The following is a 15,988-nucleotide window of genomic DNA, read 5'->3' as shown; positions in this document are numbered from 1 at the left end:
AGCAGGGGCCCGCTCCGGCTGGGGACCCGCAAGAGCCTGATGGCGACGACCCAGTCGCAGGGTGTCGCGGACACGTTGTCGCGGCTGACGGGGCATGCCGTCGAACTGGTCGGGGTAACGACGCAGGGTGATGTCTCCAAGGCCCTGCTCGCCCAGATCGGCGGCACGGGCGTGTTCGTCAACGCGCTCCGCGACAAGGTGCTGTCCGGCGAGGTGGACTTCGCGGTGCACTCGCTGAAGGACCTGCCGACGTCCGAGACGCCCGGGATCGTCCTCGCGGCGACGCCGCTTCGCGACGACCCCCGCGACGCCTTGTGCGGCCCGTCGAAGCTCGCCGACCTGCCGCGTGGCGCGCGGATAGGCACCGGGTCGCCGCGCCGGGTCGCGCAGCTGCGCGCGCTCCGCGCCGACTTGGAGATCGTCCCGATCCGCGGCAACGCCGACACCCGGCTCCGCAAGGTCACCGACGGCGAGCTGGACGCCGTGGTGCTGGCGAACGCCGGCCTGGCGCGGATCGGCCGGCTGGACGCGGTCGGGGAGGTCTTCGACCCGGACCAGATGCTGCCCGCCCCCGGGCAGGGCGCGCTCGCCCTCGAATGCCGCGCCGACCGGGCCGACCTCCGCGCCCTGCTCGAAGCGGTCGACGACCCCGCCACGAGGCGCTCCGTCGTCGCCGAGCGGACGGTGCTGAAAGTGCTGGAGGCGGGTTGCTCCGCGCCTGTGGGAACATACGCTGCCGAAGTAGATGAAAGGCTGCATCTTACGGCGACCGTCGCGGCGTACGACGGAAGCCGGCAGGTGCGGCTGTCCGCAAGCGGCCACCCGGACGCCGCTGAGCAGATCGGACGCGACCTCGCGGACCGGCTGCTCGCGCAGGGGGCCGACCAGTTGATGGGGGAGCGCGATTGAGCCCCGCCGCGAAGAGCACGCCCGCCGAGAGCACGAAGCCCGCCGCCGCGAAGTCCGCCGCGTCGAAGTCCGCCGTGAAGTCCACCACGAGGAAAGAGCCGCCGCCCGTGCAGGCGCCCGCCGGAACCGGCATCGTCGTGATCGTCGGCATCGGCCCGGGTGATCCCGGGCTGCTGACCCTGCGCGCCGCGACCGAGCTGGGGCGCGCCGACACGGTGATCGTCAGCCGGGTGCACTGCCCGGACGAGATCCTGGCGCACTGCCGCCCCGACACGGAGATCGTCGACGTGTCCGAGGGCGACCCGGTCAAGCTCGCCGTGCGGGCCGCCAGGCAGGGCCGCCGCGTCGTCCGGCTGAAGCGCGGCGACCCCGGGCTGGCCTGCGGCCTGGCCGACGAGGGCGGCGCGCTGCACAAGGCCGGCGTTCCGTTCGAGGTGGTCCCGGGCGTGTCGTCGGTGACGGCCGTGCCGGGCTACGCCGGCATCCCGCTGACGGACGCCTCGCACCGCGAGGTCCGCGTCATCGACGCCTCCGAGGGCGGCGTCGACTGGGAACGGTTCGCCGAGCCGGACGTCACCCTCGTGATCCTCGGCGTCGAGGGCGCGGTCGCCGAGGTCGCCAAGGGCCTGGTGGCGGCGGGACGTCCCGACTCCACCCCGGCCGCGATGACCAGCCTCGGCACCACCACCGACCAGGAGACCGTCGTCTCCACGCTGGGCCGGCTCGCCTCCGCCACCAAGGGCATGGAGACGCCCGCCCTGATCATCGTCGGGGACGTGGTGAACTGGCGCGACAAGCTGTCCTGGTTCGAGACGAAGCCGCTGTTCGGCTGGCGGGTCCTCGTGCCGCGGACGAAGGAGCAGGCCGCGTCGCTGTCGGACCAGCTGCGCGGGTACGGGGCCGTCCCGGACGAGGTACCGACGATCTCCGTCGAGCCGCCGCGCACCCCGCAGCAGATGGACCGCGCCGTGAAGGGCCTGGTCACCGGGCGGTACGAGTGGGTGGTGTTCACCTCCACCAACGCGGTGAAGGCCATCCGGGAGAAGTTCGTCGACTACGGCCTCGACGCCCGCGCGTTCGCCGGCCTGAAGGTCGCCGCCGTCGGTGAGCAGACCGCCGCCGCGCTGGTCGCGTTCGGGATCCAGCCCGACCTCGTCCCGTCCGGGGAGCAGTCCGGCGAGGGCCTCGCCCGCGAGTGGCCGCCCTACGACGAGGACCTCGACCCGATCAACCGGGTGCTGCTGCCGCGCGCCGACATCGCCACCGACGTGCTCATCGCCAGGCTGACCGAGCTCGGCTGGGAGTGCGAGGACGTGACCGCCTACCGGACGGTGCGGGCCGCGCCGCCGCCCGCGCCGATCCGCGAGGCGATCAAGGGCGGCGGGTTCGACGCCGTGCTGTTCACCTCGTCGTCCACGGTGAAGAACCTGATCGGGATCGCCGGCAAGCCGCACAACGTGACGGTGATCGCCGTGATCGGCCCGCAGACGGCGAAGACGGCGGAGGAGTACGGCCTGCGCGTCGACGTCATGGCCGAGAAGCCGTCGGTGTCCGCCCTCGCGGAGGCGCTCGCGGAGTACGGTGCCAGGCGGAGGGCGGCCCAGATCGAGGCGGGGGACCCGCTCCGCAAGCCAAGCCAGATGCGCCGGGGGGCCCGGCGCCGGAAGTAGCTCACACAGAGGGATCATGTCTGCTCAGTTCCCCGTCGCCCGCCCGCGGCGGCTGCGCCGTACGCCCGCCCTGCGCCGGATGGTCGCCGAGACCCGGCTCCGCCCGGCCGAGCTGGTGCTGCCCATGTTCGTCAAGGAGGGCATCACCGAGCCGCAGCCGGTCGCGTCCATGCCGGGCGTGTACCAGCACACCCGCGACAGCCTGCGCAAGGCCGCGCACGATGCGGCCGAGGCCGGCGTCGGCGGCCTCATACTGTTCGGCATCCCGGCCGAGAAGGACGGGACCGGCTCCGCCGCCGACGACCCGGACGGCATCGTCCAGCTCGCGCTGCGCGACCTGTCGTCCGACCTGGGCGACACCACCGTGATCATGACGGACCTGTGCCTGGACGAGTACACCGACCACGGGCACTGCGGCATCCTCACCCCGTCCGGCGAGATCGACAACGACGCCACGCTGGAGCGCTACGCCTCCATCGCGCTCGCGCAGGCCGAGGCGGGCTCCGCCGTCGTCGGCCCGTCCGGGATGATGGACGGCCAGGTCGGCGCGATCCGGGCGGCCCTCGACACGGCCGGCCACACCGACACCGCGATCCTGTCGTACTCGGTGAAGTACGCCTCCGCCTACTACGGCCCGTTCCGCGAGGCCGCCGAGTGCGCCCCGCGGTTCGGCGACCGCTCCACCCACCAGCAGGATCCGGCCAACGCCGACGAGTCGCTCCGTGAGGTCTTCCTCGACATCGACGAGGGCGCGGACATGGTCATGGTGAAGCCCGCCGGCGCCTATCTCGACATCGTCCGCCGCGTCCGCGACGCCGTGGACGTCCCCGTCGTCGCCTACCAGGTGAGCGGCGAGTACGCGATGATCGAGGCCGCGGCCGAGAAGGGCTGGATCGACCGCGAGCGCACGATCATGGAGTCCCTGGTGTCCATCCGCCGCGCCGGCGCGGACATCGTCCTCACCTACTGGGCGACCGAAGTGGCCCGCCTGCTGTCCTGAGGCACCTGTCCCAGGACACATCTCTCTAGTCACTTAGGGTTGTTTTCCGGGGGTTGCCGTGTCCGCGGTTCGGTCCGGCGGGCATCATCGGTAACCAGGAACTCACGGTGCGACCTGGTGCTATGGGGGGCGGAGATGCTGGCGGTCTCGGGGAGCAGGCGGCAGAAGGCGGCGCGTGACCGGATGGCGGCGGCGGCGCGGGACTACGCCGATCTGGGGTGGCCCTGCTATCCCGGCGCGCATCCTCCGGCGGGCGGTGACAGGGCGTGTTCGTGCGACCGGATCGGCTGTCCGGATCCTGGCGCGCATCCGGTGTCGGCGGCCTGGGCGCACCAGGCCAGCGTGGACGCCGACGTGATCAAACGGTGGTGGTCGGAGCGTCCGCAGGCCAACATCATCCTGCCGACCGGCCGGGTCTTCGACGTGTTCGACGTCCCGGCCGCGGCCGGGACCATCGCCCTCGACCGGATCGCCCGGGACGACGTTCCCGTCGGTCCGGTCGCGTCGTTCGGGGACGACCGGCACCTGTTCTTCGTCGCCACGCGCGGCGCCCCCGTCGACGAGGACGAGTGGTGGTCCTGCCACCTCGACACCTCGCCCGAGGACGTCGTCGAGACGCCGGGGATGCGGTGGCACTGCCGGGACAGCTATGTCGTCGCGCCGCCGTCCGTCCTGCCGTCCGGGCGTGAGGCCGCCTGGCTGCGCCCGCCGTCCCGCGACCCGCTCCCGGACCCGCTGCGGCTCCTTGAGCTCCTCTCGGACGCGTGCGAGGACGCGTAGGCCCTAGCGGGGCGGGCGGGCCCTAGCGGGGCGCCTTGACGGCGGGCTTGCGGCCCCACTTGTCGTAGGAGCCGTGCTGCATCTGGTTGCGGCCCTTCTCCGGCCCGGCGCGGACCCAGAACTTCACGGGACGGTGGCCCGCGTCGAGCTTGATGGCGAACGCGATCTGCTGGGCGCCGGTCTCCTGCGACATCCGCGCGTACATCGGGCCGACGCCGGGGGCCTGCGCCAGCTTCGCGGCCGGGGCCTCGCCCTCGTAGATCGAACCGGACCTGGTGAGCCTGGTCGCCGCGCGCAGCAGCGCCGTCAGGTTGGCGACGGAGCCGCCCTGGCGCACCTGGTCGCCCGCCGCCGGGTAGCCGCGCCCGCCGAGCGCCGACGACCGCCACTTCTTCCCGGCACGGACGTACAGCCGGTCCTGGACGATGACGGCCCGCACCGGTTTGCGGGCCGAGCCGGTCCCGGCGAGCGTCATCGTGAAGGACGGCGAACCGCCCTCCACCAGGCCGATCGTCCCCTTGCCGGTGACGGGGAAGCCGCAGCAGCCCGTCTGCCGGTAGCTGAACGCGGCGCCCGGCGCCCCGGCGACCGCCTGCTCGATCTGCGCGATGAGCGGTGCCGGGTCGACGCCTCCGGCCGGCAGCGTCGGCTGCGGGGTGCTGCTCTGCGCCGGGGTCGGCGTCGGCGGGTCGTCGTCGTCCTTCTTCAGTACCACCGCCGCGGCGGCCACGGCCCCGGCGACGACGAGGACGGCGATGACCGCGAGGACCCAGCGCATCCGGGACCGGCCGCGCCGCGGCCCGCCGGTGACGACCGGGTTGCGGCCGCTGCTGCGGGACGACTTCGGCTTCGGCCTCGGCGGTTCCGGCTGCTGCGCGGCCTGCGCGGCGAGCTCGGTGAGGCGGCCGCGGCCCTGCGCCTCCCAGGACGGCCCGTAGGCGGAGACGGCGGCCTCCTCCAGGGCGGCCAGGTAGTCGGCGGCCGACTTCGGGCGGTGCGCCGGGTCCTTCGCGAGGCCCTGGTGGATCAGCGCGCGCAGCGGCCCGGGCACCTCGTCGGCCGGGATGGGCGCCTCGCGGTGCTGCCGGGCCATGTTCCGGCCCGTGTACGGGGGATGGCCGGTGAGGCACTCGTAGAAGACCGCGGTGGCGGCGTACAGGTCGGTGGCGACGGTGGCGGGCGCGCCGTCCCACAGCTCGGGCGCCGCGTACTGCGGGCCGTGCTGCGCCTCGGTGCCCGCGGGCGCCGTCGCGAAGTCGGCGAGCCGGGCGTTGCCGTCGCCGTCCATGAGGATGTTCGCCGGGCGCATCGAGCCGTGCACGATGTCGTGTTCGTGCGCCGCCGCGAGCCCGAGGAGCGTTCCGCCCAGCACCGACAGGGCCGCGAGCGGTCCTGTCGGGCCCTGCGCGGCGAGGACGCGGCGCAGGCTGACGCCCTCGATGCTCTGCATCACGATCGCCACGCCGTCCGCGGTCTCCACGAAGTCGTAGAAGTCGACCACGTTCGGGTCCTCGAGCTGCGACAGGTTCCGGGCGGCCGCCCGGAACCGCGCCAGAAACGCCTCGTCGGCGCCGAGCGCGCCGTCGAGGTACTTGATCGCAACCCGTGTGCTGGTGAGGTCGTCGACCGCCAGCACCACCCGGCCCGAGGCGCCGCCACCCAGCTCCCGCTCGTGGGTGAAGCCCGGGACCGTCCAGCCGTCAACCACGGTGAAAGCCATCCCTCCGATGTCGTACTTGGTGGAATATCGGCCCGTACGCCGTGAGGTCAAGGCAAGTCGCCGAACTGCAACTGAGAGACTGGAAAAGTGACTGGTATCGATCACTCCCAGCAGCTGTTCGACCGTGCCGCCGCGGTGGTCCCCGGCGGCGTCAACTCGCCGGTGCGGGCGTTCGGCGCCGTCGGCGGGACGCCCCGCTTCATGGAGTCGGCGCGCGGCCCGTACCTGACGGACGCCGACGGGAACACCTACGTCGACCTGGTGTGCTCGTGGGGGCCGCTGATCCTCGGCCACGCCCACCCGGCCGTCGTGGAGGCGGTGCGGGACGCGGCGGGCCACGGCACCTCCTACGGCGCGCCGACGCGCGGCGAGGTCGAGCTCGCCGAGGAGATCGTCGCCCGGACGCCGGCGGCGAAGGTCCGGCTGGTCAACTCGGGCACCGAGGCGACGATGTCGGCGATCCGGCTGGCCCGCGGGTTCACCGGCCGCACCAAGATCGTGAAGTTCGCGGGCTGCTACCACGGGCACGTCGACTCGCTGCTCGCCGCGGCCGGCTCCGGCGTCGCCACGTTCGGGCTCCCCGACACCCCGGGCGTGACCGGCGCGACCACCGCGGACACGCTGATCCTCCCCTACAACGACGTCGCGGCGGTGGAGACGGCGTTCGACGAGCACGGCAACGACATCGCCTGCGTCATCACCGAGGCGGTGCCGTGCAACATGGGCGTCGTCCCGCCGCTGGCCGGGTTCAACGCGCTGCTGAAGCGGCTCTGCGAGCGGTACGGCGCGCTGCTGGTCGTCGACGAGGTGCTCACCGGCTTCCGGGCGTCCAGGTCCGGGTGGTACGGGATCGAGGGGGTGCCGGGCGACCTGATGACGTTCGGGAAGGTGATGGGCGGCGGGCTGCCCGCCGCCGCGTTCGGCGGGCGCGCCGACATCATGGACCACCTCGCCCCCGCCGGGCCCGTCTACCAGGCCGGGACCCTGTCGGGGAACCCGCTCGCCACCGCCGCCGGGCTCGCGACGCTGCGGCACGCCACGGACGAGGTGTACGCCGCGATCGACCGGTCGGCGGAGATCGTGTCGAAGGCCGCGTCCGAGGCGCTGGCGCGGGAGGGCGTCCCGCATTCGGTGCAGAACGCCGGCAACCTGTTCTCGGTCTTCTTCAGCGAAGGGCCGGTGGGCGATTTCGCCGCCGCGCAGCGCCAGGACTCCAAGGCGTACGCCGCCTTCTTCCACGCCGCCCTGGAACACGGCGTCTACCTTCCGCCGTCCGCGTACGAGGTGTGGTTCCTGTCGTCCGCGCATGACGAGGAGGCTCTGGGCCGCGTCCTGGACGCCCTCCCGCACGCCGCCCGAGCCGCGGCCCAGGCCGCGTCCTAGAGGCGTTCCAGGGCAGTCCTAGGCGGGCAGGGAACGGAACGCCTTCATTGCGGCAGAGACCGATTCGGGACGCGGAGCGTGCAGGGGAGCGCGCACCGCGGGCTCGTCGATCAGCCCTTCCTCCGCCAGGCATGCCTTGAGGACCGCCGGGGACGGTTCACCGAACAGCGCCTCGGCCATCGGCAGCAGTCCGTTGTGGAACGCCAGTGCGCGCGCCGCGTACCCGTCGCGTGTCGCTCGCGCCATCGCGGCGTAGGCGGCCGGTGCGAGGCACGCGCACGCGGCGACGCCCCCGGACGCGCCGAGCTGGAGCATGGGGTAGATGTACGCGTCGTCCCCCGACAGGATCGACTTGCCCGGGTTGGACGCCAGCATGGCGAGGGTGTCCTGGTCGATCGCGCCCGCGCAGTGCTTCATGGCGACGACGCAGTCGAGGGCGAGGATCTCCACGAGGGTGGAGGCGGGCAGCTGCCTCCCCGTCCGGTACGGGACGTTGTACGGGACGAGCGGGACGTCAACGGCGGCGCCGACCGCGGTGAAGTGGTCGACGATCCCCTCGTCCGACGGCCGCAGGTAGTACGGGACGACGACGAGCAGCGCGTCCGCCAGCGGCGCGCGCTCGCGGGCCTGCCGGATCGAGTCCTCGGTGCCCATCGTCCCCGCGCCGACGGTCAGCGGTGTCCCGTGCTCGATGGAGACGGCGCGGCACACCTCCAGCACCGTCCGCTGCTCGGCGGCGCTCAGCAGGGCCGCCTCGCCGGTCGTGCCAAGCGCGACCAGTCCCGCCGCGCCGTTCTCCAGGCAGTGGACGGCGAGGCGTTCGAGCGACTTGGCGTCCACGTCTCCCGAGCGGGTGAACGGCGTGACGAGCGACGCGTGGATTCCGTGCATGGGTCTCACCTCGTTCGGACGGGTTCCCCGGCGACCGGGGCGATGTCGATGCGGGAGCGCAGGCGGATGCTGCCGGCGGCGACGCCCGCGATGATCAGGGCGGCGCCGGTGAGCCGCGTCGCGTCCACGTGCTCGTCCAGCAGGAGGGCCGCCGAAAGGAGCCCGAACGGCGGGACGAGCAGCGAGTACATGGCGACCGTGCTCGCCTCGTACCGGCGCATCAGCCAGCCCCAGGCGCCGAAGCAGAACAGCGTGGAGACGTAGGCGATGAACGCCATCGAGCCGAGGCCGGCGAGGGACAGGTCGCGCACCGCGTCCGGCGCGGCCCCCGGCCCCTCGAAGACCAGCGACAGGGCGAGGAGCGGGAGCGGCGGCACCAGCGACATCCAGACCATGAACCCGAAGGCGTCGACCGGCTCCCCGGCGGACTGGTTCATCCGCCGCATGGCGACGTTGGCGAGCCCCCAGCTCGCCGCCGCGAGCAGGCAGATCAGGAACGCGCCGACCGGGCTGCCGCCCTCGGCCTGGGCGACGCCGAGCAGCGCGACGCCGCCGAACGCGACGACCATGCCGGCGATCTGCCGGGCGCCCGGGCGCTCGCGCAGCAGCAGGCCGGCGAACAGCGCCGTGAAGATCGCCTGGATCTGCAGCACGACCGACGCCAGGCCGGCGGGCATGCCCATGCTCATGCCGAGGAACAGCAGGCCGAACTGCCCCACGCCGAGCGGCAGGCCGACCAGCAGGAGCCAGCGCGCGGCGACCGGCGGCCGGCGGACGAAGAAGACCGCGGGCACCGCCGCGGCCGTGAACCGCAGCGCGGCCATCAGCAGCGGCGGGAGGTCGTCCAGGGCCACCTTGATCGGTACGAAGTTGAAACCCCACAGCGCGGCGATCAGGGTGGCCAGCAGGACGTGGCGCGATCTCATGTCTCGATCGTGAGGAAACTCTCGCTTTAGGACAAGCGAGAACTTCTTGACACCTCGTTTTAGTATTGCTTCATGCTTGATCTGGAACGGCTGCGCGCCCTGCACTCCGTCGCGACCTACGGCTCGGTCAGCGCCGCCGCGGACGTGCTCCACGTCACCACCTCGGCCGTCTCCCAGCAACTCGCCAAGCTGGAGCGGGAGACCGGCCAGAAGCTCCTCGAACGCAACGGCCGCGGCGTCCGCCTCACCGACGCCGCCGAACTGCTCGTCGCGCACGCGGAGCGGATCCTGTCGCTCGTCGAGCAGGCGCAGGCCGACCTGGAGGCGCACCGCGGCTCCGTCGTCGGCCGGCTCACCGTCGCGGCGTTCCCCACCGCGATCCGCGGGCTGATGCCCGCCGGGCTGCGCGCGCTCCGCACCGACCATCCCGACCTGCGCGTCCTGCTCCGCGAGGAGGACCCGATGCGCAGCATGCCGCTCGTGCTGCGCGGCGACTACGACATGGCCGTCGTCCAGGACTGGAACAACGAGCCGCTCCCGCTCCCGGAAGGCCTGCACAAGGGCGTCATCTGCGACGACGTCGCGGACGTGGCGCTGCCGTCGGGGCACGATCTGGCCGGACGCGACACGATCGACCTCAAGGACCTGGCCGGCGACCCGTGGATCAGCTCCTCACCCGACAGCATCTGCTGCGACTGGCTCATGCGGACGCTCCGCGCCATCGACAGCGAACCCAGGATCGACCACATGGCCTACGAGTTCGCCACGCAGCTCTCCCTGGTGGCCGCCGGGCTCGGCAACGTGATCCTGCCCCGCCTCGGCCGCTGCGACGTCCCGCCCGGCGTCGCGATCGTCCCGCTGTCGGCCCCGCTGTCGCGCCGCGTCTACGCCGTGTGGCGGGAGGAGGCGGCCCGCCGCCCCGCGATCCGCGCCGTGGTCACCGCGCTGCGCTCCGCCGTCCCGGCGGGTGCTCAGGCGCTTGCGGGCGTGCCCGGCTGAACAGTCCGAACCGCCCGCCGGAAACGACCGTCATATCGGTCGGTTTCGTGATCGGAATGTGGCGGAGGGTACGTGGACGACGCGTGGCGGGTCGACGGATTCGCGGAGGTGCGGGAGCTCGGCGCGGGCGCCCAGGGACGGGTGGTGCTAGCCCGGCACGAGGCGTCCGGGACGCCCGTCGCGATCAAGTACCTGGCCGCACGGGCGGACGAGGACGACCAGGAGCGGCTGCGGCACGAGGCCCGGATGCTCGGCCAGGCGGACAGCCCGCACGTGGCGCGGCTCTTCCAGCTCGTCGAGGGGCCGGACACCGCCGCGATCATCATGGAGGCCGTCGACGGGGTCTCCCTCAAGGAACTGCTGGAACGGCACGGGGCGCTCGCCCCCGAGGCGGCGCTGAGCGTCCTCAAGGGCTCCCTGCTGGGCCTCGCGGCCGCGCACGGGGTCGGCGTCGTCCACCGCGACTACAAGCCCGCGAACGTCGTCGTCCCGGCGGACGGGCGCAGCCGCCTCGTCGACTTCGGCATCGCCACCCCGGCCGGGCAGGAGGCGGGCGGCGCCGGCACCCCGTACTACATGGCGCCGGAGCAGTGGAGCCGGCACGTGCCGACGCCCGCGTCCGACGTGTACGCGGCCACGTGCGTGTTCGTGGAGTGCGTCAGTGGACGGCGGCCGTACACCGGGGGCCGGGCGGAGCTGATGCGGGCCCATCTGACCGGCGCGGTGCCGGTCGAGGCGGTGCCCGAGCCGCTGCGTCCGCTCGTCATGCGGGGCATGGCCAAGGCGGTGGAGGACCGTCCGGACGGCGCCGCGGCGTTCGTGGAGGATCTGGAGCGCGTCGCCGGCGAGGCCTACGGCCAGGAGTGGGAGTCGCGGGGCGTCAGGGCCCTGTCCGCTTCCGCCGTCGCCCTGGCCGCGCTGTTCCCGCTCGCCGCCTGGATGATGCCCGGCGTGGCGGGCACCGCCTCCGTCGCGGGGACGGCAGCGGGCTCGGCGGCGGGCGTGACCGGCACGGCGTCCGCGGCCGGGCAGGCGGCCGGGCACGTCGCCGGGCACGCGGCCGGGGCGGGGAAGCTCGCCGGGGCCTCCGCCGTGAAGGCGTTCCTCGGCAGCGGCGCGGGCATGACGGCCGCCGCGGTCGGGACGGTCGTGGTCGTCGGGGCCGGCGCCGTCGCCGTCCAGGAGGTCACCGAGAAGGACCCCGCGCCGAGGCCGACGGCGAGCGTCGCCGTCAGGACCGTGGCGGACGTGCGGCCGTGCCCCGCCACCGGCCCGGCCGGCGAGGTCCTGACGACACCGGCCGGGCCCGCGAAGGTGACGCTCCCGGCGCAGGTGAAACTGCCGAAGGACACGACCGTGTACCGGACCGGCGAGGGACTGGTGATCGGTCCTTCGAACGTCCGGTGCGAGTCGTCGATGGGGGCGAACGGGGGCGGCACCACGATCGGCGATTTCCGCACGGCGCAGGTCGTGCAGTTCTGGCAGGGGTCGGTCGGCGGGATCAGAACGCAGCTCTGCGAGTACTTCCCGGACTCGCCCCAGGCGCAGAAGGAACGCGCGGAGGGCAACGAGTGCACGTCCACGGTGTCCTCCCGGCAGGCGCTGCCGACCGGGGTGCCCGGCATCCAGGCGGTCCTCACGCGCGGGCCGGCGACCGACGACCTGCCGCCGTCGCCCGCGGTCCAGGCGCAGGTGGTCGTCCTGACGTCGCGCGGGCTCGCGTGGCCCCTCACCTGCACGGCTCCCCTGTCCCACGCCGACATCTGCAACGCCACGCTGACCTACTGGTTCGTCCAGGGACTGGGGAACGCCAAGCCCGCCAAGGCCGACCTCGACCGGGCCGCCGAGCGCATCGCGGCATACGTCGCGTCCACCCGCATATGACCGCCCCGGAGCCGCAACCGGAGGGCACGCCCGGTGGACGGGACGACCGGGCCGCGCGGGTAACCTGGCGAGGCGATGACTGACACGACTACCGTTCACCTGCTGCGGCACGGTGAGGTGCACAATCCCGAAGGCATCCTCTACGGGCGGCTGCCCGGCTATCGCCTCAGCGAGGACGGCGTCCTCATGGCGAAGGCCGCCGCCAGGTGGTTCGCCGAGCGGGACGTCACCGCACTGTTCTCGTCGCCGATGCAGCGGGCGCTGGAGACGGCCGCGCCGCTCGCGGACGCGCTGGACCTGCCCGTGACGGTGGACGACCGGCTGATCGAGGCGGGCAACCACTTCGAGGGGCTGACGTTCGGGGCCGGGGCCGGCTCGCTGCGCCGCCCGGAGCACTGGCGGCATCTGGTCAACCCGTTCCGGCCGTCGTGGGGCGAGCCCTACCGGGAACTCGCCGCCCGGATGCGCGCGGCCGTGATCAGGGCGCGGGGGGCTGCGCGCGGACACGAGGCCGTGTGCGTCAGCCACCAGCTGCCGATCTGGATCCTGCGGAGGCACGCCGAGCGCCGCCGGCTCTGGCACCACCCGAGCCACCGGGAGTGCTCGCTGGCCAGCCTCACGAGCCTGACGTTCGAGGGCCATCGGCTGGTCGAGGTCGCCTACTGCGAGCCCGCCGCCGGGATCGCGAAGGGACCCAGTGTCGCGGGCGCCTGACCGCACCGCTAAGTTGTACTACGTCCCGTAGTAGTAGGAGGAGGGGCACGTGAACCCCCGCCGAATCGCCCTGCCCCGATCCCGCGCCGCCGCCGCCGTCACCGCGGCCGTCGCGCTCGGCGGGCTGCTGGCCGGCTGCGCCGGGACGAACGCCTCCGGGAGCGGCCCGGACGGCGGCGACAACCGCTTCATCTCCGGCGACGGGAACGTGACGCAGTACGAGCCGGCCCGGCGCAAGACCGTCCAGAACGTGACCGGGGAGCGGCTCGACGGCAAGGCGTTCAAGCTGGCCGACTTCAAGGGCAAGGTCGTCGTCGTCAACTTCTGGGCGTCGTGGTGCGCGCCCTGCCGCGGCGAGGCGCCGTCCCTTGAGCACGTCTACGACGAGAACAAGGCGCAGGGCGTCGAGTTCCTCGGCGTCAACTTCAAGGACTCCAAGGCCAACGCGCAGGCGTTCGAGCGCAAGTTCAAGGTCGCCTACCCGAGCCTGTTCGACGCGGACGGCCAGGTGACGCTGGCGTTCCGGGAGGTTCCGCCGAGCGCGATCCCGAGCACGCTCGTCCTCGACCGGCAGGGCCGCGTCGCCGCCCGCGTCATCGGCGCGACGACGTACTCCAAGCTGAACCCCCTGGTCGCCAAGGTCCGCGCGGAAAAGTGAGCACGTCGCGGAGGAACGCCTGCCCGCCGCCGAGCGGAGCGACGCCATGAGCACGGTCGGCGAGACGGTCGTGAGCGGGTCGCTCGTGGCGGCGGCGCCGCTGGCGGCCCTCGCCGGGCTCGTCTCGTTCGCCTCGCCGTGCGTCCTGCCGCTGGTGCCCGGCTACCTGTCGTACGTGACGGGCATGACCGGCGTCGACCTCGCCGAGCAGCGGCGCGGACGGCTCCTCGCCGGCGTGCTGCTGTTCGTCGCGGGCTTCAGCGCCGTGTTCGTCAGCTACGGGGTCGTCTTCGGCGGCCTCGGCCGGTGGCTGCTGGAGTACCAGGACACGATCACCCGCGTCCTCGGCGTCGTCACCATCCTGTTCGGTCTCGCGTTCATGGGGTTCGTCCCGGGCCTGCAGCGGACGCTGAAGTCGGGCCGCCTCCCGGCGGCCGGGCTCGCCGGGGCGCCGCTCCTCGGCGTCCTGTTCGGGCTCGGCTGGACGCCGTGCATCGGGCCGACGCTCGGGGCCGTACAGGGGCTCGCCATCACCGAGGCGAGCGCCGGGCGGGGCGCGCTGCTCTCACTGGCGTACTGTGCGGGTCTCGGACTGCCGTTCGTGGCCACCGCGATCGCCTACCGGCGGGCGCTCGGCGCGTTCGGCGCCGTGAAGCGCCACTACCCCCTGGTCATGCGGATCGGCGGGGGGATGCTCGTCCTCATCGGGGTGCTGCTCGTGAGCGGCCTGTGGGGTGACCTGACCATCGAGCTGAGGTCGTGGATCAGCGGCTTCGAACCGGTGATTTGAGATGACTACCGACCACGTCAAGGAATCCGGCACCGAGGCGCCCGCCGCGCGGCAGGCGCCCGAGGAGGTGCCGCGCCCCTCGGGCATCGGCCCGCTCGGCTGGCTGCGCTGGGGCTGGCGGCAGCTCACCACGATGCGGACCGCGCTGATCCTGCTGTTCCTGGTGGCGCTCGGCGCGGTGCCGGGGTCGATCCTGCCGCAGCGCGGACAGGCCCCCGAGAAGGTCGCGGCCTATCTGGACGAGCACAAGACGCTCGGGCCGTGGCTGGACAAGCTCTCGATGTTCGACGTGTTCGCCGCGCCCTGGTTCGCGGCGATCTACATCCTGCTGTTCGTCTCGCTGGCCGGCTGCGTCGTCCCGCGCGCGGTCAAGCACTACCGGTCGATGCGGGCCCGGCCGCCGGCGGCGCCCCGCAACCTCGGCCGGCTGCCGCAGTCCGCGACGTACGAGACGGACGCGGCCCCGGACGACGTCCTCGCCGAGGCCCGCAATGTCCTGCGCGGGCGCCGGTTCCGGGTGGACGTCGCCGACGGCGCCGCGTCCGCCGAGAAGGGCTACCTGGGCGAGTCGGGCAACCTGCTCTTCCACCTGGCGCTGCTGGCGTTGCTGTTCGCGCTCGGCCTGGGCAACCTGTTCGGCTACCGCGGGGACGTGCTCCTGACCGAGGACAAGACGTTCGCCAACTCGCTCAGCCAGTACGACCAGTTCACTCCGGGACGTGCCTTCAAGGGCGGCGAGCTCGCCCCGTTCACGATCACGCTGGACGACTTCAAGGCGGCGTACGAGACCAAGGGCGACAAGCGCGGCCAGGCGACCGCGTTCGACGGCCACATCCGCTACCGGGCCGCCCCGGGCGGCAAGGAGAAGCGCTACGACCTGCGGATCAACCATCCGCTGAAGGTCGGCGGCGCGAAGGTGTACCTGCTCGGCCACGGCTACGCGCCGGTGTTCACGGTGCGGGACGCCAAGGGCGATATCGCCTTCCAGGACTCGGTGCCCTTCCTGGAGATGGAGCCGCGGAACATGACGTCCGAGGGCGTCATCAAGGTCCCGGACGCGGAGCCCGACCAGCTCGCCTTCTACGCGATCCTGTGGCCGACCGCCGTCGCCGGCGAGGACGGCAAGCAGATCGTCTCGGCGTTCCCCGCGCCGATCCGCCCGGTCGTCACGATCTCCTCGTTCAAGGGCGACATCGGCCTGGACTCCGGAGCCCCCCAGTCGGTCTACAAGCTGGAGGGCATCGGCAAGACCCTGCAGCCGATCAAGGGCGGGCAGAAGCTGCTGGAGCCGGGGGAGACGTTCCGGCTGCCCGGCGGCGCCGGCTCGGTCAGGTTCGACGGGCTCAAGGAGTACATGACCATGTCGGTCAACCACGACCCGGGACGCATCCCCGCGCTGATCGCGGCGGTCCTCGCGGTGCTGGGCGTGGCGACCTCGTTCATGGTCCGGCGGCGCAGGGTGTGGGTCCGTGCGAGCGCCGCAGAGGGCGGGCGTACGGTGGTGGAGGTCGGCGGCCTCACGCTGGGGAACCCGACCTCGGAGTTCGACGACATCGTGGCCGCGCTGCGCGGACCGGAGGACGGGCCCGGATCCGAGCCCGGTGAGACCGAGCCCCCGACCGATCGGGATTCCGGGTCGGCCGACGAACCTAAGGAGTGACGAG

The 15,988-nt window shown here is 73.0% G+C and carries 14 protein-coding genes; 11 read left to right on the top strand and 3 right to left on the bottom strand.

Annotation, left to right across the window (positions count from 1 at the left end; all coding sequences use genetic code 11):
• Positions 1-39 precede the first annotated feature (39 nt).
• The 4 genes from hemC to ACQPZP_RS40110 all read left to right on the top strand — a co-directional run bounded on the left by hemC (position 40) and on the right by ACQPZP_RS40110 (position 4,359).
• Positions 40-909 carry a hydroxymethylbilane synthase gene (gene hemC, locus ACQPZP_RS40125; RefSeq protein ID WP_433479755.1) on the top strand — a complete coding sequence of 290 codons (870 nt, stop codon included), beginning with the start codon at positions 40-42 and terminating at the stop codon, positions 907-909.
• Positions 910-983: 74 nt separating this feature from the next.
• Positions 984-2,579 carry a uroporphyrinogen-III synthase gene (locus tag ACQPZP_RS40120; RefSeq protein WP_433479754.1) on the top strand — a complete coding sequence of 532 codons (1,596 nt, stop codon included), beginning with the start codon at positions 984-986 and terminating at the stop codon, positions 2,577-2,579.
• Between the two features lie 16 nt (positions 2,580-2,595).
• Positions 2,596-3,579, top strand: coding sequence for a porphobilinogen synthase (gene hemB / locus ACQPZP_RS40115; protein ID WP_433474841.1), 984 nt, complete (start codon positions 2,596-2,598; stop codon positions 3,577-3,579).
• Positions 3,580-3,714: 135 nt separating this feature from the next.
• Positions 3,715-4,359: a bifunctional DNA primase/polymerase gene (locus tag ACQPZP_RS40110; RefSeq protein WP_433474840.1), complete on the top strand. Its 645-nt coding sequence runs from the start codon at positions 3,715-3,717 to the stop codon at positions 4,357-4,359.
• A gap of 22 nt (positions 4,360-4,381) precedes the next feature.
• Here the strand turns inward: ACQPZP_RS40110 and ACQPZP_RS40105 are convergent, their stop codons facing one another.
• Positions 4,382-6,079 (bottom strand): serine/threonine-protein kinase, encoded by a 1,698-nt coding sequence (locus ACQPZP_RS40105; protein ID WP_433474839.1) that lies wholly within the window; start codon positions 6,077-6,079, stop codon positions 4,382-4,384.
• Positions 6,080-6,166: 87 nt separating this feature from the next.
• Between ACQPZP_RS40105 and hemL the strand changes: the two genes are divergently transcribed.
• A complete protein-coding gene (hemL, locus tag ACQPZP_RS40100; protein ID WP_433474838.1) occupies positions 6,167-7,462 on the top strand; it encodes a glutamate-1-semialdehyde 2,1-aminomutase in 1,296 nt (431 codons plus the stop codon).
• Positions 7,463-7,480: 18 nt separating this feature from the next.
• On the opposite strand, the gene ACQPZP_RS40095 is transcribed toward hemL, so the two are convergent.
• Both ACQPZP_RS40095 and ACQPZP_RS40090 read right to left on the bottom strand, forming a co-directional pair.
• A complete protein-coding gene (locus tag ACQPZP_RS40095) occupies positions 7,481-8,353 on the bottom strand; it encodes a dihydrodipicolinate synthase family protein (RefSeq protein ID WP_433474837.1) in 873 nt (290 codons plus the stop codon).
• A 5-nt stretch (positions 8,354-8,358) separates the two neighbouring features.
• Entirely contained in the window at positions 8,359-9,279 is a 921-nt protein-coding gene (locus tag ACQPZP_RS40090; protein WP_433474836.1) for an EamA family transporter, read from the bottom strand.
• A 72-nt stretch (positions 9,280-9,351) separates the two neighbouring features.
• Here ACQPZP_RS40090 and ACQPZP_RS40085 point away from each other — a divergent pair, with 72 nt between their 5' ends.
• The 6 genes from ACQPZP_RS40085 to resB all read left to right on the top strand — a co-directional run bounded on the left by ACQPZP_RS40085 (position 9,352) and on the right by resB (position 15,984).
• On the top strand, positions 9,352-10,278 hold the full coding sequence (locus ACQPZP_RS40085; protein WP_433474835.1) for a LysR substrate-binding domain-containing protein: 927 nt from the start codon (positions 9,352-9,354) through the stop codon (positions 10,276-10,278).
• 72 nt (positions 10,279-10,350) lie between these two features.
• A complete protein-coding gene (locus tag ACQPZP_RS40080) occupies positions 10,351-12,162 on the top strand; it encodes a serine/threonine-protein kinase (RefSeq protein ID WP_433474834.1) in 1,812 nt (603 codons plus the stop codon).
• A 75-nt stretch (positions 12,163-12,237) separates the two neighbouring features.
• Positions 12,238-12,876 (top strand): histidine phosphatase family protein, encoded by a 639-nt coding sequence (locus ACQPZP_RS40075; protein WP_433474833.1) that lies wholly within the window; start codon positions 12,238-12,240, stop codon positions 12,874-12,876.
• 49 nt (positions 12,877-12,925) lie between these two features.
• Positions 12,926-13,534 carry a TlpA family protein disulfide reductase gene (locus ACQPZP_RS40070; RefSeq protein WP_433474832.1) on the top strand — a complete coding sequence of 203 codons (609 nt, stop codon included), beginning with the start codon at positions 12,926-12,928 and terminating at the stop codon, positions 13,532-13,534.
• A gap of 46 nt (positions 13,535-13,580) precedes the next feature.
• Positions 13,581-14,324, top strand: coding sequence for a cytochrome c biogenesis CcdA family protein (locus tag ACQPZP_RS40065; RefSeq protein WP_433474831.1), 744 nt, complete (start codon positions 13,581-13,583; stop codon positions 14,322-14,324).
• A gap of 1 nt (position 14,325) precedes the next feature.
• Entirely contained in the window at positions 14,326-15,984 is a 1,659-nt protein-coding gene (gene resB, locus ACQPZP_RS40060) for a cytochrome c biogenesis protein ResB (protein WP_433474830.1), read from the top strand.
• Positions 15,985-15,988 lie beyond the last annotated feature (4 nt).

Source organism: Spirillospora sp. CA-142024 (assembly GCF_050942325.1).
Classification (GTDB): domain Bacteria; phylum Actinomycetota; class Actinomycetes; order Streptosporangiales; family Streptosporangiaceae; genus Spirillospora.
This window is presented reverse-complemented; position numbering and strand designations above follow the sequence as displayed.